Here is a 21,143-nt window from a genome sequence, read left to right on the forward strand (position 1 = left end):
TTTAATTTAAAAATTATTTACCAGCAGTTAAAGTATCTTCCCGCATGGAATACTCCTACACCTATTGCTAAAACTGCTCCAACTGCAATTAATACTGGTGCTGCGGCAACTAAAGCCGGAGCCATTGCTACACCTCCTGCACTTAATAAAGCAATTGTCCCGCCTGCTGCAAGTGAAGTTCCCGCTACAACTCCTACAGCTCCTGCCACAGTTCCCGGAGTATCGTGTCTTTGATAAGCTCTGTAACCGCTGACCCCTGAAGTAACACCAACTGCAACTCCGCTAAGAGCAATTCCTAATGGTAGAGCAGCTACACTCATACCTCCTACACTTCCAACAGTTACGCTTCCAACAGTTGCTGTAGGAGCTGCACCAAAAAGAGTACTCGATGCCCCAAACGCATAAAGTTCAAGTCCCCCTCCTGCTATCCCAAAAGTATCTCCAATACCCATTGGTACATCTCCTTCCTGAATATCATTATATAAGCCATAAACTGAAAGTCCGGTACCTAATGCTGCAAATCCAGCACCCGCACCACGCATTGCTGTTCTAAATCCCGGACTATTGGTAAAACGTCCTATCTGACTTTGTCTTGCTACTCCTCCAACTGGTACCCCTTGAGGATATCTTCGTAATCTATTCCATCCTGCAAAACCGTCACTTGTATTTCCTGCACCGTTTTCCCAGATATAATCTCTCCAGTGATTTCCCATTCTGTTGGTTAGATCATACTGCATATCAATTCTGTGACCTGCTGCCATTCCGGGGCTTGGCATTGGTCGTCTCAATCTAAATTCTCTTAATGCCTCTACCTGAACCTGAGCAGATCTTCTGGCTCGTGTAGGATTTGCAGGACCTGTATTTCTTCCTACTTGTCCTTGTCTTACTCCTTCTCTTATTCTGGCGATTTTGGCAGTATCTATAGTGTCAGGTACAGCAAGTGTTTCTCCTTGAGGATTATTACGAATTAATGCTCCTCCATTAGAATCAGCAATGCTTCCCGGGGAAGTAGTGGTTTCTGCTGGTGCTGCTGGTGTTGGTGCTGCTGCCTCTACAGGTGGAGCCGCCGGTGATGCTTCAGCTGCTGGTGCTGGAGCTGTTGCTCTTGGTCTCGGTCGAGACCTTGGTCTTGGTGGTGTCGGGGTTGGAGGTGGTGGTGACGGTGGTGGTGGTGGTGATTGTACCGGACCAGGAACTCTTTCTCTACAGTCCCAACCTAAAATCATTGATCCGTCTGACATTGGTATGCCAAAAGTACAACCACTATGGTCTTGCATTCCATCGGAATCAATTCGTATTATTGGACTATTTGAGCAATATCTGTATAAATTAAATCCACTTACAAAACCACCCGGGTCGCTACTTGTCCATCTTCCTAGCCATGCAGCATAATATCTTGCTCCAAAATAATAAAATCCTGTTTCGTCATCACGTTCCTTCCCAGTAAATCGATATCTTTTTAAACTGAAATTTGCAGATGATTTACAAATCCTGTAAGCCGAAGTTCCATAGGGATGGTATTCTTCATACGAAATTATGTTTGCTTTTTCATCAGTTTCTAAGCTGGCGGATCCTAAATGGTTCGTATACTGGTATCTAATGACATTTTCGTTTAATGAATTAAAGGAATCCTGATTATTTTTATCTATCGTTTTAGTATCTACTTGTGCTATTTTAGCCGTATTATCCGAAATATGCAATGTATAACGTTCTAAATCAGGATCGGCATTGTTTTGTCTTTCCCGGTAAATTTCAACAAGTCCTAAATAAATACGTTCTAACTTTTTTCCTCCAGGGCGTTCTATTACTTTCCTAATGCGATCACCTGACATGCTGTAACTGTAATAAGCTTTACCTCCTCCGCCAAGATTTACTTCTTTTAATTGTTCCATGAAATTCCACTTCATACTATCATCAATAGATAAATGGGGCATCGAAGTCATATTGCCATTAGAATCATACTTATATGTTGCAGAAAAAATTCCGCTGACATCTCCTGGTAAATTGGTTCCTTTTAATCTATTGGTTCGATTATTAGGATCATCTTCATATTGATATTTATAACGCGTAGACCAATTTGCTCCCAAAGCCGTATGTTTTAATAATTTTATATTTCCGCAATCATCATATTCATATTCTTCATTATAGTTACGAACAGCTGTTATATTATTTTGATGTGGTAATTGCTTGACAACTGGTAAATCAATATCATTTCGCTGATTATCTCCTCCAATACCTGCGTGTTCTCTTCCGCCAGCTTTTATTAACTGATAAAGCGCATCATACTCATATTTACTTTCAGGATTAACTACTGCATTTTTAAAAAAATGAGTTTGTTGTGCATCGTCTCGCAGTTGTACCATGTTGCCAATCGGGTCAAAAGTATATTTCAGGTTTTGAATACTTTGACTATCATTTACTGTATTGCTTAATTTTGTAATTAAATTTATGAGTTGAAAGTTTTTTGGATCATAAAAATAATTAGTAATAGTCCCATTGCCGTATTTCACAAATTTTCGCTGTCCTTTGGCATCATATTCCTGGCTATCCAAAAAAGTTACAAAACTGCCTTTTCCTCTTATTTTTACTTTTAATGATTCTAACGAATTACCAATATCATATTTGGGTTCTATTATAGTTTTATCGGGTAAAGTGGTTGTAATTGGGCGATTAAGAGCATCAACTTCCGCCAGAGAAATAAAAATTTCATCTTCTAAACAAGGAGCTGCTGCATTTTCAATATCCGTAATGTTATTTAATCCATCCAGTATTTTCCAATTAATATTTTGCTTGTATTCTTTAGTTAATTTTCGATCTGCCCGACTTGCATTTCCTTTGAAATCGATATCTTTAATAGTTATAACACCACCCTGATCATACATCTGATACATTTGTCCCTTTAGGTTTTGTGCTTTTGCGTCAGCATCAGGAAATGAATCTCCATAGACTACATGTCCAAACAATGTTTCATTTGAGCCATCTTTTATAAATGAAGAAACTGTTCTGTGTATCTTATCATAAGTCGAATATAATTCAAGATTATTCTCCCAGGCTTTTACTGTTCTTCCCATAACATCGGTAAAAACCCATCGTTCCCCTTTTTCTGCAGTTTTTGTGTAAACTGCCTCGCCTGAGATATTCATATAACTTTCGGTAACACACCTGTCTAATTGGTCATAGATTTTTGAAAATCTTCCACCTGAATCTGTTTCAGTAAAAATGGATGTTTTTCTTCCGTTGCCATTATCCATAATTGCATAAGTAGTTCCGCCTACAGAATCTGCAAAAACAATACTTGGTGTGTCATGATGTTTTGCTGCCAGCCAAGCTGCTCTTGTTTCAGGATTTGTTGGTTCAGTAATCAATAGTGGATCAGGACTTCCTCTGTCTATATACCACTGGCTATCTTTTATGGTATCATTTACATCATACGTTTTCGAAAACCATGCATTAAATTCGGCTTTAACAAAGGTTCCATTAGGAAATTCGGTTTTTAAATTTCTTCCCACAGCATCGTAATATACAATTGGACTCACGCCAGTTTCTACCAAAGCATCTTCACTTTCATACTCAAAAGTGGTACTAAAATAAGGATCATATTGTTTTACAGGCTTGCCTTTATTATTACAAATAGTTCTGCCATTAGCAATCCATCGGGGATCTGCATCAACTTCATCTGTGCTTTTTGTAGTGGGATTCCATAGTTTGGCTTTACCTGGCTTAGCTTGTCTTTTAGACATAATAATAGAACCTTCTGCATCAAAATAAGCATAACTTTCCTGCCATTTAGTATTGGTAGGTCCGTGTTTTTCTCGAGCAAAAGCATGAATATAATTAGGTTTTTTATTATTTTTCCAATTAAAAAAATTATATTCCATTCTTGTGGTTGGGTCTTCAAGGGTATCTCCGTCAGTACTGCCTGCTTTTCCCATTATTGCCGATTTTATTACTATGCCCAATTCATCTGTTTCAACCGCAGATCTATTCAAATTTGAATCTGTCATTAAAATCGTAGAAAGCGTTCGATAATCATTTTTTGCCATAATGCTGTTTAAAATCGCATCTGTACTTTTGATTATCAAAAAAAGATATTTATCATATTCAACAAAACTTTCATTCCCATAAATATCCCTGGCGCCAATAGCTATGTAAAATTTATCTTTTGGATTTGGAGGAAAAATCACATCTCCCTGCTGTGACCACCAATGATCATCGCCTTCGCTGTGAACATATTTGGCGTCCAAAAGCATTTGATTGATGACTTTAGTTCCATAATATTTTGATACTAAATTTTTAGTAAAAACAAGCTGGTTAGATTTATATGAAATTCCTAATTTTGATAATTTGCCTAAAGGAAGAGATCCTGTCAAATCGTCCTTATAAAAATAAGCACGACTATGGCCACATAATCTTTTTTGCGGAATGGCAGTAAAATCTTCTTCAAACAAAATTTCGGTTGTGGCGGCAATTTCAGTTTTTATGAAAGCCTTAGTGTAGAAAAAATTAATTGGAAGATTGATTCCGTTAATTTCATATTCTTTGGATTCATAACCGACACGAATCCTGTAAACATCTTCCTCAAAAATATCATTAGTAAAAAATGATTCTTCATAAGAAATATGTCTTTTATTTTGTTCTTCCCAAACTTTATCCACAATTGCATCAGTACCTGTAGGTCTTGCAACCCTGGGATGAATAACGGAGCAGGATTTTTTTAGATTTCCAAGTTCATCTGTTTCTAACACAAATGATTGTGAAACACGTGGGTCAGCAGGATTTCGATCATAAGTATAAGAAATTGTTTCTGAGGGAACTATCAAAAAACAGGCATATTTATTCTCTCCTTTTGGCTGAATTAATCTTATTTCGAGAGTAGATTGTGAAGCGGTGTATGGAAATAAACTTTTATTTGTATTGTCATCACCATAAACTTCATTCCGCAATGGCATCCCCTTGCAGGCACGATATGCTTCTTTTAATTCTTCATTAGAAAGTCCATCCGGCATTTGTGGTTCCGGAATATCATATTCATCAAAAAGATCATTTTTAAAATATTCGCTTTCGCACTGGTGCAGGATTTTTTTGTTTCTTACTAAAGCACCAGTATGAAACCATGAAACGGTTCTTACCGGAGGCTGATGTAAAACTTCATCCACTACATTTTTGGCATCGTTAAGTTTAAATTGAGAAAAATCTTCGGTATCCAACTGTTCTACTCTTGCAAAACCCCTAAATTCTCTCTCTTCATAATCAAAATAACCATGACGATATTTATAGGATGAAACAAAAACAGTTTCCCGAATCTTATCCTCTGTGCGGACTTTTGAAATACAATGAACAGGAAATGGCAATTTGGTAATCCATTTATTGCCGGCTTTTTTGTCTTCTAAATAAAAGAAAGTTGAAGATTTATATTCTATATAAGATTCTTTTCCGCAATTATTATGGTAACCGATAAAAAGTCCCGGCTTTTTACTTTGCATTAAATCTATATATTGTAAAGGCTGATTGTTTATTGGCGATGAATATACAATACAAGCTGTACCTGAACCTAGAAAATCAAGAATCGAAACATCTGATAAATCATGTATTTCAGGAAAAGATTGAATAATCTGGGGGCTTTGTGTCCATTCATTTCCGTTAAGATTCATCCAAACACGAAAATCGTTCTTTCCAAGATAAATCAAATCTGTAGTCCCGGAACCATCAATATCAGCAAGTCGCAGATAACTTGGATTAAAAGAATCTGAATAGTCAAGAAGAGGCGCATTATCCATAATTACTTTTCCTCCAAAATATCCATAACCAAGATTGGGCCAATAACAAATTTCTTTATTTCTGATTCTCACAATATCGGTTAGGCCATCTCCGCTCATATCAGCCAGAAAAATGCATTGTTCTTTGTCTGAAAAAACAATTGCCGGCCCTTTTTCTTCATCAATTTCTTTAAAAATTGTCTGCGAAGTTTTAAACCCTTTTTCACCCAAACCCGGATAGCAGCGAAACTTATCCTCTTCGGTAAACAACAAATCTGTTAATCCGTCTCCATTTAAATCTATCGGACGAGTGTTTGGATCAAAAAAGTTTACATTGGGCAAATTATCAAAATTTTTCATGGGTTCCCAATCTTCCTCTTCTGTGAGTTTAAAGAATCCCTTTGGTTCATTTTCAAGTGCTACCAAATATTTAATGCCGTTTCCCTCTAATTCCTGAATAGCAATTTTACCTGAATTTAAACCGGAAAATGATGGCTTTGAAACAATTGATTTCGCATTAGAAAAAGCACCATTTCCTAAATTCGATTTATAGAACCAGCCACCTGCTTTTTCAGTTAATATACCAGAAATACCTTCGCTGTATAAGTCAATCCATAAATAACTTTTATCAGCCAGACCGGAAGGTGCATTTTTTATATTTTTATTTGAGACACTTTTTATTTCAGTGTTCCATGCATGATTCTGATAATTGATTTCTATTTCGGGCAAAAATTTTGTTTTATAACAATTATTAACAGCATCCCATAAATGACCGTTTTGTCTTGCCTTCACTAAAAATGAAAAACCATTAACAGAACTATTATTTCCCAGAAGTTTTAAATCATGATTGTAAAAAACTTCAAGCGATTTTGTGAGGTATGGAGAATGAGGTAATTCTTCAGCATCAAAACAATGAAACATTAAAATTCGATGGCATCTTCTATAAGTCCTTATCTCGAATCCAGGTCTAAAATTAGAAAATGGATCCTTACGACATGTCCATGAATTTTTGGCAATATGAATATCTTTTGGAATATTTACTTCTGTATCATGTTCCCCATAATCAAAAACTGTTCTGAACATAAAATCATTTTCATCTGGAATCTGGCTACCTAGATAATATGGCGTTTTATTGCCGTAACAAACTTGTTTTAAATAAATCTGAGTACAATTGTTAATTTTATTTTTATCACTGAGTTTATTTATTCCGTCGAAATCTTCTTTTTTATATTCATAAATGCAAATGCTTCCTTTATCATCGTGGCTTTGGCATAGCAGCCATTCAAAAACTCTGCTTTCATCTTTAGGATCGTAAAGCCGGCTTTCTTTGGTTAGACCATAATAAGAGTGCGTATTATCTGTAGAAATTGTTTTCCAGTAAACTTCTCCGTTCGTCGTATTTTCAATTTTCTCAATGCGAACAAAAGATCCTTCAATTCGGGGTCTATATCTTTTTATTTTAAATTTAATTCCGTTTTTGGTAACCAACTTTTCATACTTCTTCCAGGAACCGTCTCCTTGCTTTTCGAGAAGTGGAATCATATCTTCTGAACCGGATAAAATAAAAGTATCTGAATTATCTTTATATTGCGGTAATTTTTTATCAGTCTTTCTCGTTATCGAAGCTATTCCTAATGCCCATCCTAATCCAAAAGAGGAATTACCACTTCCGGAATTATAGCTTAAGCCTAGTCCTGGAGTATAACCTCCACGCGATGGACTAAAAGGTATTGGGATGCTGAAAGATGAAGTTCCGGAAACAGCATTTACCTGAAATTTCTCTTCAATACCTCTAATTGCCCCACCACCTTTAGGTAATGAAATTGAAGGTACTTCAATCAAATTAGATTTATTTTTTCCAGTATCAGTATTGAGAAATTCGCCAGCTGATTTGTTTTTAAATTGTTCATTCATTTTCTTATTTTTTTGATGCAACAATAGAGATGGCAAATAAAGTAAAGGAGTATGGGCTGATAAGTAGAGTTAAGCTAATTATATTATTTTGACGAGGTTATTCTATAATAACTGACAAATACTTAACAAACAAATTGGTTGAAAATTATCAAATGATTTAATATGAAAAATTATCTCTAATTATCTATTTATAAGGCTTATAGAAAAACTATACGAATACCAAATATACAAATAAACTTACATTGAAAAATTTACCAATCGACGAACGACCAAATAAATAGACGAACGGCATTAATATCTATTAAGAGATAAAATAATTTGCCTTACAATAATGAAACATTTACGAACAACATATTATTCATTTTCCTTGCTAATCCTGACAATAGAGTATTAAAGTTGTATCAGAAAAGTAAAATAAAAACTCAAAAAATGATATATAAAAAAAACAGTAGCAAATAAAATCACTACTGTTTTTTTAAAAACAAAATACTAAACAAAAAACTTAAACTATAAAAACTTAAACACACTTAACTACAATCGATTAATACGCTTGCAGAAGCTTTATTATTATTGTGCTACAACACCAAATGTTTCTTTAACTACACCCCTGTTTCTCATCAAAAGTGTATCTTTTGTTTGTGTTGTAATGCCTTTTCCCGGGTGATTAATTGTATAATCGAGATAAAGAACATCTCTATCTACATTTCCAAAACTATTTTTTTCTCCTTTTTTTACAAACTTACCAGTTCCTGAAGCAGTAAAAGTGGCTGGATCAGATGAAGTAATTGTACAATTACCAGTATCATCAAAAGCTAAATTTAAAGTACAGGTATAGTTCTGCGCCGGAGTAGCTCCATCTTTTAAAACAACAGGGAATTTCAATCCTTTAAGAGACGTCGAATTTAATTGAACAAGCCATGTAGCGACATTAGAAAGTCCTGCATCATAAGTCTGAATATCTTTTGGACGTCTTATTATTGTCGTATTTAAATTACCTGTCTGTACATCTACACCTCTTCTAAGGTAATAACCCTGCCATGTATTAATATATTTTACAGCATATAATACATAATCTTTTGAAACTATATCCCATTGATTAGCTCTTAATCTTCTTGGTGATGTACCTGCATTAAGTGGTTTTCCTTTTAGGATAGTATCTGCATTAGTAACGGTTGTCATCATTAATGGAATTACGTAATTTGCCTCTAAAGATAAAGGATCATTAAAAAACGCGTCTGTTAGTTGTACTTCAACCCCGCCAGAAATAGCCCCTTTTTTAATAACAATTTGATTAGATGCCAAGGTATAATAATTACTAGGCATAGGACGGATTGCTCTTACTGGAGATGATTGTGGCGAAAAAACAAAATTAAAACGGTTAGGTATCGTATCTGCAACAACAAAATCAATAGTTACATCTTTATTATTTTCATAAACGCCAGACAAAGTAGCCATAATGTTACATTTATGCTGAAGATCTAAAGTATTATCATATATATCTTCACCTAATGTAATCGTTCTAATTGGATATTGGTAAGGAAAATATACAGCTGAATAATCGTAATCATCATAGGTGATGGGTTCATTCTCGCATGCTACTGCTGCTGCCAGAATCAATAAAACTAAAATTAATTTTTTCATTTTTTGTGTCATTAAGTTATTTCTAATTATTCCAGCCATCATTTTGAAACAGATTATTAAATTTTAGCGTTTCAATGTAAGGAATAGGTCCATAATACATGTAGTCCTGATAAACTCTGTTTTCTATAACACTTGGTGTACTATAAACAGGACTCGCTAATGTTCCGGATACCGAAATACCCATAGCTGGTTCATTTAATTTTGGAAGTGAAACTTTCCAGCGACGAAGATCCCAAAAACGGAAACCTTCAAAACTTAATTCTAAGCGGCGTTCATTACGGATTAACTCACGCATGGCATCCTTATCTGTTTTAATAGATTCCAAATAGGGATCAGTATTTATGCCTAATGCTCTTCTACGGATAGCCTTAATTATATCGTAAGCTGTAAAACCATATGATTTAGGATCAGCAACTGAACCCCAGGCTTCGTTAGCGGCTTCAGCATAATTAAGATATATTTCAGTATAACGTATACGCGGTCTGTAATGAAGCTGTGTATTTCTGCCATTTGGATTGTAATTAACATCCTGTCTCAGTAATTTTTTCATATAATATCCTGTACGTGTAGAAGTAAGCACATTATTTACAGCATCGTTACCCGTAGTCATATTAATTGCGGCATTGGTAACTCCTGCTGTATTTCCATGATAGACAATAAACTCTTTCAAACGTGGATCTCTATTAGCATAAGGATTTGCTGCACTATAGTTAGAAAGAGGATTAGATATAGGATAACCATTACCTGCCGGGAAAGCATCTACTAAGTTTTGAGTTGGATTTATAATTCCGTTTCCAAATAAACTAGGTGGAAAATGGTCACGCTCTAAATCATTATTATTAGATGTCCCACCTCTCCATAAACTTTCTGGTGAATTTGAACCTGCAGATAATGCACTAATTTCTGATGCATTTCTATACCATGCTACACCACTATTAAAAGTTGATGGTAATCCTGCAAGACCTCCCTTAAGTGCAATAATTTGAGCAGAATATCCAGCAGCATCTTCCCATGTACCATTAGAGCCGGCAGAAAAAGCAGGGCTGGCAGCCAATAAAGCTGTCTGAGCACGAATTGCCATAGCAATACGCCCACTCACAAGCCCCAAAAATCTTGCTCCCATTGCGCGATTGAAGCTTGCAGTAGTTATACCTGGTGTATTATATCTGGCAGGTATGCTGCTAACGGCACCTACATCAACGTAATCTACTGGTAAAAGTTCTATCGCATTATTGATGTCACTATAAATTTGAGCTGTACAGGCACTAAAAGTTGCGCGAGGAACATTATAATCTGAAGTTATATCCAATTCTGTCAAATAAACTGGCACACCAAGTAAGGTTCCATTTACCCAGCCTGCGTGAGATTGAAGGAGATTGTACATAAAAAGCGCACGAAGTCCATAAGCTTCTCCCTTAATTCTGCTTTTAAAAAGATTATCTACAACAGGATCTTCTGCAAATGTCATCTTATCTGTTTCAGAGAGAACGATATTCATATATTGAATACCTGAAAAACAGGATGTCCAACGTTCTGCAGGATTATAAGAAGCACTCCATTGCCCAGTCGCTAATCTTAAATACCCGTTAGTAGGAACATTAGTCACAGCATCATCAGTAGCAACTTCACTAAAAGACCATCCATTTGTTGGAATTCTGGCATACCCTTGGGTAAGAAGTCCTAATCCAAAGTTAGGATCATCGTAAGTAGTTTCCTTATCACGTATATTTTCCTGCGCAGGATCTATTAGATCTGTACAGCTTACAAATAAGACGGATAGAATTAAAATGGCAAATATGTTTTTATTCTTTATCATTATTCTAAATTTTTGAAATTAAAATGCAGCAGTTAAACCTAAACTATAATATCTCATTTGAGGTGCAGCACCAAAATTTGTTTCCATGTGCTGTTTTTCTTTTGAAATGGTCAACAAATCACTACCATTAACATAAAATCCTAAGTTGCTGATAAAAGTTCTTGATAATACTGCTTTAGGAATATCATAGGACAATTGAACTCTGGCTAAATTAATTCTATCATTTTTATACAACCAAAAATCGGAATTACGAAAATTATTATCTCCATTATTACCCGTAGACAAACTTGGATAAGTAGCTGTTGCAGCAGTTGCTTCTGTCCAACGATCACGCATTGCAGCTGAATATTTTGCATTAATACCTGACGCCCAATAGTAAGAGTTGTTTTTAAAACCATAAGAACCACTTGTTCGGTTAGCCATTACGAATAAAGAAAAATTATTCCATTTAGCAGTTGCATTAAGGCCTAATGTTAATGGCGAACCTGCATATCCTCCTCTGCCTAAATAAACCTGATCATTATTATCAACAACACCATCATTGTTAACATCAACATATTTTATTGAACCCGGTTTTACAGCACCAAAAGATTGTGGTACAGGAGCTCCAGGGGTTTTGTTAGCCATGGCGGCTATATCAGCTACGCTAAAAAAGCCATCACTTTTTAATCCATAAAGCGCATCAATAGGTTTGCCTGCACGGCGTTGATAAGCGTCAGCATAAAGAACATCGTTTCTGGTATAGGCTTTAGTATCATAATAAGTCGCTACAAAACCAACATTCAGATCTACTTTATTCACTCTTTTATTAAAAGATATTCCTAAATCATATCCCTCACGTTGATCTCCTTCAAAATTAGCATAAGGAATGAATGATGATGGAGATGGATTATTAACTGATAAAAAATTAGGATAAGCATTCACATTCTGTCCAGGAATACCAAGAAACCTGGTGTAAAAATAAGATGCACTTACCTGAATCATATTCTTAAAAAGTGAGGCTTCTAATCCTAAACTAATTTCTTTTCTTCTCTCAAATCCCAAAGCATAATTTTCTCCACGAAGAACATCAGTTGTTCTAAGTTGACGGCCTTCCTGCCATGAAAAAAAAGATCCGTTGTTACTACTGTAAGAAGTTTTATATAAATTGTATCCAGTATTGGCATCATAGTCTAAATCAGTATTTAAGATCCCTGCACTAGCCGTCAATTTTAGATCATCAATAAAATTAGATTCAGATAAGAATTTCTCATTACTTATTCTCCATCCTACCGAAACTGTTGGAGAGAATGCATCACGCTGTTTAGGCGCAAATCTGGCAGAATGTACCATGTTTTGGCTAAAGTCTGCGTAATATGTGTTTTTGTAATTGTAGTTAAACTGAAACCCTAAGTTTGCATTTCCAATTGCATGATATACTTCAGATTCAGCAAGTGTATACCCATGAGCAATTAACATTGTAGAAAAGTTATGCACTCTGTCGTAATCAAACTTGTATTTAAATGCTCCTGAAAAAAACTTGGTCTGACGTTGGTAAGCATTATCCAACGAACGTGAGTTATTATTTAGATCTGCCCCTAATTTAGTCAACGTAGGAATATAATCTCCGTCTCCATCTGTTAGCCAGCCTGGAACAGGAGGATTCGTATTTGGTGTTCCTGGACTATAAACAGCATACGTGTTATTATCAATATTTTGACTATACTGAGTATTGTAATCAATAGCAAATTGTGTATCAAAAGTCAGTCCTTTTAAAACACTTGCTAAATTAAAATTCAACGAAGCATCAAATTGATATTTACGATAAGTCCCTTTAATAATTCCTCGAGTATATATATCTGCAAAAGGATTTGTTTGTTGGGTACTAGTACCTCCTAATAAATACTTACCATCAATGATAAATGGACTAGTTGCAATATAATTTTGAGTTTTTTCGTCTGCTTTTTCCAAATAACTCAATGGAATTAAAGGAGCGAATAGATTTGGTTTAAGAGTAGCGGCATTTCCCCAAAAATTTCCCTGAGCTGAGTTACCATCATAAAAAGTAACGCTGGTATTAATTTTACTAGTAATCATGTCATTTAATTTAATATCAAGATTTCCCCTGATATTGAAACGATTTTCACCTTCTTTTTTTCCATTGCCAATATCAATCAAGCCCGAAGTATTGTAATTTCCAACATTCACATAAAACTGAGCCTTTTCATTACCACCCGTATATTCAGTCACTATTTCAGAACGGGTAGAAAATTTTCTAAGGTAATCAGATGAATAAAAATCAATATTTGGGTAGCGATACGGATTTACACCAGATGCGTAATTTGCTAATTCTGCCTCAGAAGTATAAGACGGGTTATTAACAATTGAAATGTTATCGTTTACAATTGCTTCGTTATACAAACCCAAAGACTCTGCCGAACCTAAATATTCTGCATAACGTTTAGGAGTCAATATACCGGTATTTAAACGGACATCAAACCTGTTCTTTTTTTCAGCTCCTCTTTTAGTAATAATAGAAACTACCCCTTTTGCAGCGCGGCTTCCATATAATACTAGTGCAGCAGAACTCTTTAATACTGTAATTTCTTCAATTTCAGAAGGGAGAACATTAAATTCATCACGAGGGACACCATCAACCAATATTAATTTCCCATTCATACCCCATATATTGCCATGATAACCTGGAATGTAGCCAGATAAGTTATCTAAACTAAAAGTAGTATAATTACTTTCTAACATATTAGCTATGTTTACAGAGGAAACTCCCCCTAATACATCTGCTTTATCAACTTTATTAAAAGCCACTTGTACCATTTCACTAGATTCTAATATTATGGTCTGCAAGTCTGATTTAGCTTCAACAGAAGTGGTTTTATATCCTGGAGCATTTATAATCAATGGACTGCTCCTATCTACTGTTAAAGCAAATTCTCCAGTCTCATTAGCAACACTTGTTTGGTTATTTGATCCAGTGATTATTGCCCCTGCTATGTGATTTCCTTTATTATCAACCACAACCCCTGATATAATTATTTTGCTATCTTGTGCACTCATTTTCAAGGAGAAAAGAGTGTGTATTGCGCATATAAAAAAAACTATTTTGATATATTTCATTATTATTTATTTTTCGATTATATATTGCAATTACCAGCCAGGATTTTGATCAAATTCTAAATAGATACTAGCGTCCGCCTGTTTTAATGGAAGCCAATAATGTTTATCTGAATAAAGACGTTCAAAAACAACATGTTCCTTCAAGTTATTTATTTTATTATTCTCAGGATTAACCTTATCCAGGAAAACATTAGTTGGAGTTACATCATTAGTTTCCGGAATATCACGGTCAAAAGTAATTCCCGTTTTAACATTATAAGGAAACTTAGTTAACAGAAGCCAACGGCGTAAATCATTAAAGCGATGTCCTTCGTATGCTAGTTCAACAGCACGCTCACGTCTAACTTCTGACATGAAAATTTCCGGAGACGTTAAAAAAGCAGCATTAACACCTGGCAATGGAGTGCCATTAGGCAGTAACACACGGTTACGCACTTTGTTGATAGCAGCAACAGCATCCTGACCGAAGGTGGTTGCAGTAGCATGAATGTTATTGTGTCCCATAGCAATTGCTTCTGAGTACATTAAATAAACATCAGACAAACGCATCCATGGAATATGGACTTGATGATTGTTAAAGGCATTATCAAATTTATTAAATCCAAGAGGATCAAATTTCATTAACAAATAACCTGTATTACTCCCCTTATTTCTTTCTGATCTGTAGTTTCCTACTTTAGCGCCATCATATAAATTAGCATACGTATATTGTTTTGCCTGAGCTGTACCGGTTGAATTTACCATCTTTCTGGTATCAAAACCAAAATTAAGGTAAAAACGAGGATCTCTGTTTTTCCACGGATAGTGTGTGTCATAACCTGAAACCGCATCATCAACATCTGCTTTATTTACACTATTAATTGGCATACCATTATTCATCCCAAAATAATTTACATAGTTTGCAGTAGGGTATTGTGACCAACTTCTGTCCCATAAAACTCCAGCACATAAATATTCTTTATCCATAGACTGACCTGTACCGCCATAATTAGGTCCTCTAAAAATGGCTTCGAGATATTGAACCCCATTTTCTACAGCAGAACCTGGCATTCTTCCTCCCTGACCATTAGTACGATATACTTGCTCATAAGACGTACCGTTAGTTCCCCAAGGAAGAAGTCTGTATTGACAACTCCCATTTTCAACAGCATTCAATAAATTCCCAAAAGCCTCAGCAGCTTTTTTACAATATTCTGCATTATATTGTTCACCTCCTCCTGAAGATTTATTCATCAATGGACTTCCGGCATACAAATAATTCTTACCTAAATAAGCTGTAGCCATCCATTTATTTATCCTAAGTTCATTTTTACCCTTAGTTGCATTTCCTGCCGCTACATCATCCCAGTTTCCTGGCAATAATTCATACGCTTTTTGAAAATCTTCACCAATTTTATCCGCAGTTTGTTGATAAGTTAAACGAGGTAATCTTAAGGGCTGATCAGAAGGTAATACCTGGTCAATATAAGGCATCCCGCCCCAATAAGTTATTATTTGAAGGTGAAACCATGCTCTAAAAAAATACAATTGACCTGCTATTATATCTTTTTCTTCCTGAGTAGCATCTATCATTTTGTCAAGATTTGCGAGGCCTATATTGGCTTTTCTGATTCCATACCAGGAACCTCCCCATAGTGCTTTTGTTCTTTTATCATTGTCGGTAGCTAATCCGGCGGGAGCAGCTGGAGTAACATTCACAGCATCTAAGAAAGAACCTCCATTACCAAAACCAGGTCCTATCCAAGCTCTATAATTACCCAAATCAACCTGCCAAATCCAGGCACCCTGAGTAGTAGCATTTTGTTGCCACATTTCCTCCTCGCCATTGTTAAAAAAATTATTATCATCCCGATTACAAAAACTTGGAATACAATTGTATAACTCTTCTGTAAACCCTTGGAAATTACGGAAATTAGCATATGCGTCATCCGGGTTACCTGTAGCTCCTGATTTAATATCTAAATAATCACTACATGAAGTAATACTCCCGGCCAAAAAAAGGAAAAATCCACAGCACAGTACTATCTTATTATATTTTTTCATTTTATAGTATTTTATAATGTTAATCTAAAACCTAAGTTTATACGTCGTACTGATGGATACGCAGTATTTCCATTTACTTCTCTATCATCAGGTGTTTTCGTCCACAATAAAAGATTGTTACCATTTGCATAAATACGCAATGACTCCAGTCCGATAGTTTTAGTCCAATTTGAAGTAAAAGTATAAGCTACTTCGGCATTTTTTAAACGGATATAGGAACCATCATACAAAAAGCGGGTACCATTACTAGATGAATTTAAAGTACTATTTAATCTAGGCATTGGAGCATCAGCATTTTGATTATCCTTTGTCCAATAAGTACCTTGCTCATAGACTGTATTAAAATAAGCCTTAGGAAAACTTTCTGTCGCAATGAAACGAGAAACATTACTAACTCCATAAAATTGAACCATGGCACTAAAACCTTTCCAATCAAGACCGACACTGGCACTGTAAGTATTTTGAGGATTTGACGGATAATCAAAAGGAACAGTATCTCCGGGACCATTAATTATTCCATCTCCATTATAATCTAATATTCTGTAATTACCAGGGATTTTAGAATCATTGTTTTCAAATGCTGTACTACCATATACTTCATCCCAATTATTATAATAACCTTTATCCACCAATGAATACGATTGCCTGTTTGGAAACCCTGCTTTTTGGCGATAACCAGGAAGAAGCCCAGGATCATCTTTAAATATGACTTTGTCTACTGCGTGGGTCAAAGAAAAATTAGCCCACAAATGAATCTGGTTAAAAATTGTCTGACTGTAGCGAAAATCTATCTCATAACCATTAACCTCTACTATACCGGCATTAGTAGCAGGTGCAGCAAATCCAAAATAGGATGGCACTGCTCTGTCTCTTCCATTCATAATAATATTTGTTCTATAGTCGTTAAAGAAATCAACACTACCTGAAAACATTTTATTGAGAAAAGAAAAATCTATTCCTAAATTTTTTTTAGTCACTTTTTCCCAGGCGATATTAGGATTACCAATCTGAGTTTGGGTTATCCAGCCATACGTACTTAATTCTCCCTGATTACCCTGAGTTAAAAGGGATTGTGAAGTATTACTGCCGTATACACTTTCATACAACCAACGACCACCATTATAACTATCATCTCCAACCTCACCGTAGGAAGCCCTTACTTTAAGCTGATCCACAAAAGTAAGTTTTTTCATGAATTTTTCTTCTGTAATCATCCAGCCTATAGCTCCTGAAGAGAAGAATCCAAACCTGTTTGCTGCTGCAAATTTTTCAGATCCATTATAAGCTCCATTATAATCAATAAAATATTTCTTTTTGTAGCCATAAGTAGCACGGAAAACCCAATCTTCACGATATGATGGAATCCTGGCTCCTGTCGCTTGTTCCTGACGTTGAAAATTCCCCATTGCTGTTACAGCATGATTTCCAAAATCACGAACATAATTGATTTGCCCTTGATAATTTAAATTGCGGTACGTTTCATTATCATTCATAGTCCCGCCATTTACAGACCAGTTAGTCGCTTCGTAAAAATCAAAATTAGTTGTTGCATCTGGAGTATTTCTTATAGTAACAATTCCTGTAAGAGGATCTATATATTTCTCTTTTACAACATAACCAGTATTATTAATTCCTCTTTGTTCTTCAAGAAAGCTATTATCCAATGAAAAAGTTATGTTAGCCGACAGACCTTTAAGTAACTTTCCAAAATCCTGCTTCAAATTAAAGTCTGTTGCAATACGGGTAGTTGTTTTAGATTCTGATCCACCTATAGCTAAATTAAGTGCTGAATTAGCACCATCTACCTGATTTGCAGGAGAATAACCCCATGATCCATCAGAGTATATCGGCATATAAATGTCAGGAGATGTACTATAAGCTCCCGCCCACATATAACCTTCAGAAATTACTCTCCAGGGTGCTTTTTTCAGACCATAGGAACCTGATAGATTTACTCTAAATGTAGTTGATTTTGTTAACTCAAAATCTAAATTAGCTCTGGTATTTAATCTATTATAATTGTATCCAGATTCAAAACCCTGGCCACTTGGTGGCACTTTAACAAGATCTCCTTCATTAACATAATCAACAGCTGCGAAATATTTCACTCTCTCTGTTCCTCCTGATATATTTACATTAGCATTGTAAGCCATTGCCTGATCTTTAAATAAATAGTCTTGCCAGTCAATATTAGGATACCTTTCTCTTTGTTCCAGAGTAGTTTGATTACGATAGTTATCAATAAAGGCTTGAGATCTCATATAATCCCAACTAGTCGGCTGTTGGTTTAATTCATATTCAATTACCCTGTTCTTTACTAAAAGAGCATCATATGCATCCAGTTTACCTGGAAGTTTTGAAACTGATTTCATTACAGAATTAAAACCAAAATCAATTTTAGCTTTACCTGCAACCCCCCTTTTTGTCGTAATAAGAATTACGCCATTAGCGCCTCTAACTCCATATACCGCTGTAGCTGATGCATCTTTTAATACTGAAACAGTTTCAACCGAGCTAATGTCAACGCTATTAATAGAGCGTTCAATACCATCAACAAGAATAAGAGGACTACTATTATTCCAGGAACTAACGCCTCTAATAATAATTTCAGGATCTTCTTCTCCTGGTTTTCCTGTAGTTTGCAAAGTGGTTACACCTGGAAGGTTACCTGTAAGTGCTGCACCTAAACTAGACACACCACCTGTACGCTGCAAAGCTTTACCAGAAGTTTGAGTAATGGCACCAACAACGCTTTCTTTCTTCTGTCTACCAAAACCAACAACAATAACTTCGGTAAGGGCTGTCTGGTCGGTGGACATGTTAATATTCACCTCTGAATTTCCAACAACTCTTTGTTCGATAGTCTTCATTCCAATGCTGCTAAAAACTAATATGGCATCAGCAGAAGGAAGACTAATTCTAAACTTTCCGTCATAATCGGAAACAGCAGTTATTCCCGGATTATCTTTAACAACAATGTTTACCCCAGGAATTGGCAAATTATCGACTGTAGAAATAATTGTACCTGTAACAGTAAAGCTTTGATCTTTTAGTTTAAATTCATTTTTCACACAAGAAAAAGCCGTTCTTGCCTCTGTTGCCAACAATAAATTAGGAAACATAAATGGAATCAAAACTGTAAATACCATGAATTTACTTTTATACAGCATTTTTACAAATTGTATTTTTTTATAATGTTTTAACATTTTTTAATTTATTACAAATTAGAATATTAATTTACGAACATAGTAACGGCACATCATATTCAAAATAGTATCAGAGAGAATACTAATTCTAAATTTGAAAATGGGTAGAATATATTTTGAATAAAATAAATATTCAAAATACACAACAACTTATATTGAATGCGTTATATGGATTGTGGTAAAATTTAATTACAAACTTACTTTTGGAACTATTTAGACAAATAAAACGTAATAAGGGGCAGATTACTTATTGTCAGATTATTTTGGAAAACAACTCTGGTTTATGAATACCCAAGAAAGCATACATAATGATTACTTCCAAATGCAAAAATACTATTAAGTTAAATTATTCATACGCTTTTGGTTTTTAGTTAGTGGTTTTTTGGTTAATAAAGTGTTAGTTTTTCATTTTTTTTTATTTTAATTTTTATTACTATAAAACTAAAATACATTCAAAATTAGATTCATTTTTTTAATTTTCCTCAGAATTAATTCCTTACTATTTTAAACAAACGGTTGCTTAACTTTTACACAATTAAACGTTAGTATAATTAATCATTTCTTTAAATTGTGTTTAAATAAAGGATTGTTTGGACAATTACTATTTTAACTATTATTCTATTTTTAACTTTATTATTAATTTTGCCAGATTTATAAATTAATTATCAAATTGCATCTTTTACTGGGTGTGCGTCAGCCAAGACTTTAAATTGACACACATATAATACTAATAATTAGTTAAAATATCATTACAACAACCTGTATATGTTAATTTATTTAACAAATATATATAAAAATAAATATGAAGCAACCGATTGCTTAATTTATTTTTACACAGTACAAAAAAAAAGGCGTTTTTTTATATAAATTACTTATTTAATTTGTTAATTTTTTAAATATAACTTAAAAACACACAAACAAACAATTTCATTCTTAAAAAATAAATAATCAATCTATTAAAATGTTGAATAAATGATAAATGTGAAAAATACATTTATTTGTAATTGTATTTAAATTATTTTTTACGAAAATTATAGCAAAATAAATATCAAGCTTTTATAAAAGATTATATAAAACATCACTTTTGTTTAAAAATATAAACAAAATGAATCCTGTATTTCTAAACAATAAGCTTGATAATGATTTAGATCGAATTATTGAAATGGCATGGGAAGACCAAACAACATTTGATGCAATAAAATTTCAATTTGATTTATCAGAATCCGATGTTAAAGCTTTAATGAAAAAGAGCTAAAATTTAGCAGTTATGTAATTTCCAAAAGAAGATGAAAAAAATGTATATGAATAGTATCGATATTAATAATTTGGACATTCATAAAAGAGTTCATCTGATCAATAGTCTTGTGGATTTAAAGTGTTTCATTGATTGCTACCAAATGTGAATCAGTCAATGTGTTTTTGTCTGTTTTCAGTTCTATATTTCATATTGGGAATAATTATGCACTATTAGCTTAATTTTTTAATACCAACACCATCAGAAAGAGATACTTTCAAAAATATTCCAGAATCTGGATTTTATACTTAAAATTATTTAATGAATCCATCTACAGAAAAGACTATCACATTTCTGCAGGGTATGATGGTAAAATATCAGAATTTGACGTGGTTGAATTACTTCTGAATTCAAAAATG

At 34.4% G+C, this 21,143-nt stretch carries 7 protein-coding genes; 1 reads left to right on the forward strand and 6 read right to left on the reverse strand.

The window, feature by feature from the left end:
* Positions 1-17 precede the first annotated feature (17 nt).
* The 6 genes from ABI657_RS00115 to ABI657_RS00140 form a co-directional block, all read right to left on the reverse strand.
* Entirely contained in the window at positions 18-7,670 is a 7,653-nt protein-coding gene (locus ABI657_RS00115; protein WP_348095195.1) for a SpvB/TcaC N-terminal domain-containing protein, read from the reverse strand.
* A 567-nt stretch (positions 7,671-8,237) separates the two neighbouring features.
* The gene (locus ABI657_RS00120) at positions 8,238-9,311 is read right to left on the reverse strand and encodes a DUF5627 domain-containing protein (RefSeq protein ID WP_348095196.1); all 1,074 of its coding nucleotides are present in this window, start codon (positions 9,309-9,311) and stop codon (positions 8,238-8,240) included.
* 22 nt (positions 9,312-9,333) lie between these two features.
* Entirely contained in the window at positions 9,334-11,127 is a 1,794-nt protein-coding gene (locus tag ABI657_RS00125) for a RagB/SusD family nutrient uptake outer membrane protein (protein WP_348095197.1), read from the reverse strand.
* Positions 11,128-11,145: 18 nt separating this feature from the next.
* Entirely contained in the window at positions 11,146-14,181 is a 3,036-nt protein-coding gene (locus ABI657_RS00130; protein WP_348095198.1) for a SusC/RagA family TonB-linked outer membrane protein, read from the reverse strand.
* 90 nt (positions 14,182-14,271) lie between these two features.
* A complete protein-coding gene (locus ABI657_RS00135; protein ID WP_348095199.1) occupies positions 14,272-16,284 on the reverse strand; it encodes a RagB/SusD family nutrient uptake outer membrane protein in 2,013 nt (670 codons plus the stop codon).
* Positions 16,285-16,295: 11 nt separating this feature from the next.
* Complete coding sequence (locus ABI657_RS00140; protein ID WP_348095200.1) at positions 16,296-19,433, reverse strand: TonB-dependent receptor; 3,138 nt, start codon at positions 19,431-19,433, stop codon at positions 16,296-16,298.
* Positions 19,434-20,595: 1,162 nt separating this feature from the next.
* Between ABI657_RS00140 and ABI657_RS00145 the strand changes: the two genes are divergently transcribed.
* Complete coding sequence (locus ABI657_RS00145; protein WP_348095201.1) at positions 20,596-20,745, forward strand: DUF2805 domain-containing protein; 150 nt, start codon at positions 20,596-20,598, stop codon at positions 20,743-20,745.
* Positions 20,746-21,143 lie beyond the last annotated feature (398 nt).

It is taken from the genome of Flavobacterium sp., from assembly GCF_039930565.1.
Lineage (GTDB): Bacteria > Bacteroidota > Bacteroidia > Flavobacteriales > Flavobacteriaceae > Flavobacterium.

Excerpts from the sequence above, each read along its gene's own strand:
- ABI657_RS00115 (WP_348095195.1), bottom strand. The coding sequence starts at position 7,670 with ATGAATGAACAATTTAAAAACAAATCAGCTGGCGAATTTCTCAATACT.
- ABI657_RS00120 (WP_348095196.1), bottom strand. The coding sequence starts at position 9,311 with ATGAAAAAATTAATTTTAGTTTTATTGATTCTGGCAGCAGCAGTAGCA.
- ABI657_RS00125 (WP_348095197.1), bottom strand. The coding sequence starts at position 11,127 with ATGATAAAGAATAAAAACATATTTGCCATTTTAATTCTATCCGTCTTA.
- ABI657_RS00130 (WP_348095198.1), bottom strand. The coding sequence starts at position 14,181 with ATGAGTGCACAAGATAGCAAAATAATTATATCAGGGGTTGTGGTTGAT.
- ABI657_RS00135 (WP_348095199.1), bottom strand. The coding sequence starts at position 16,284 with ATGAAAAAATATAATAAGATAGTACTGTGCTGTGGATTTTTCCTTTTT.
- ABI657_RS00140 (WP_348095200.1), bottom strand. The coding sequence starts at position 19,433 with ATGGTATTTACAGTTTTGATTCCATTTATGTTTCCTAATTTATTGTTG.
- ABI657_RS00145 (WP_348095201.1), top strand. The coding sequence starts at position 20,596 with ATGAATCCTGTATTTCTAAACAATAAGCTTGATAATGATTTAGATCGA.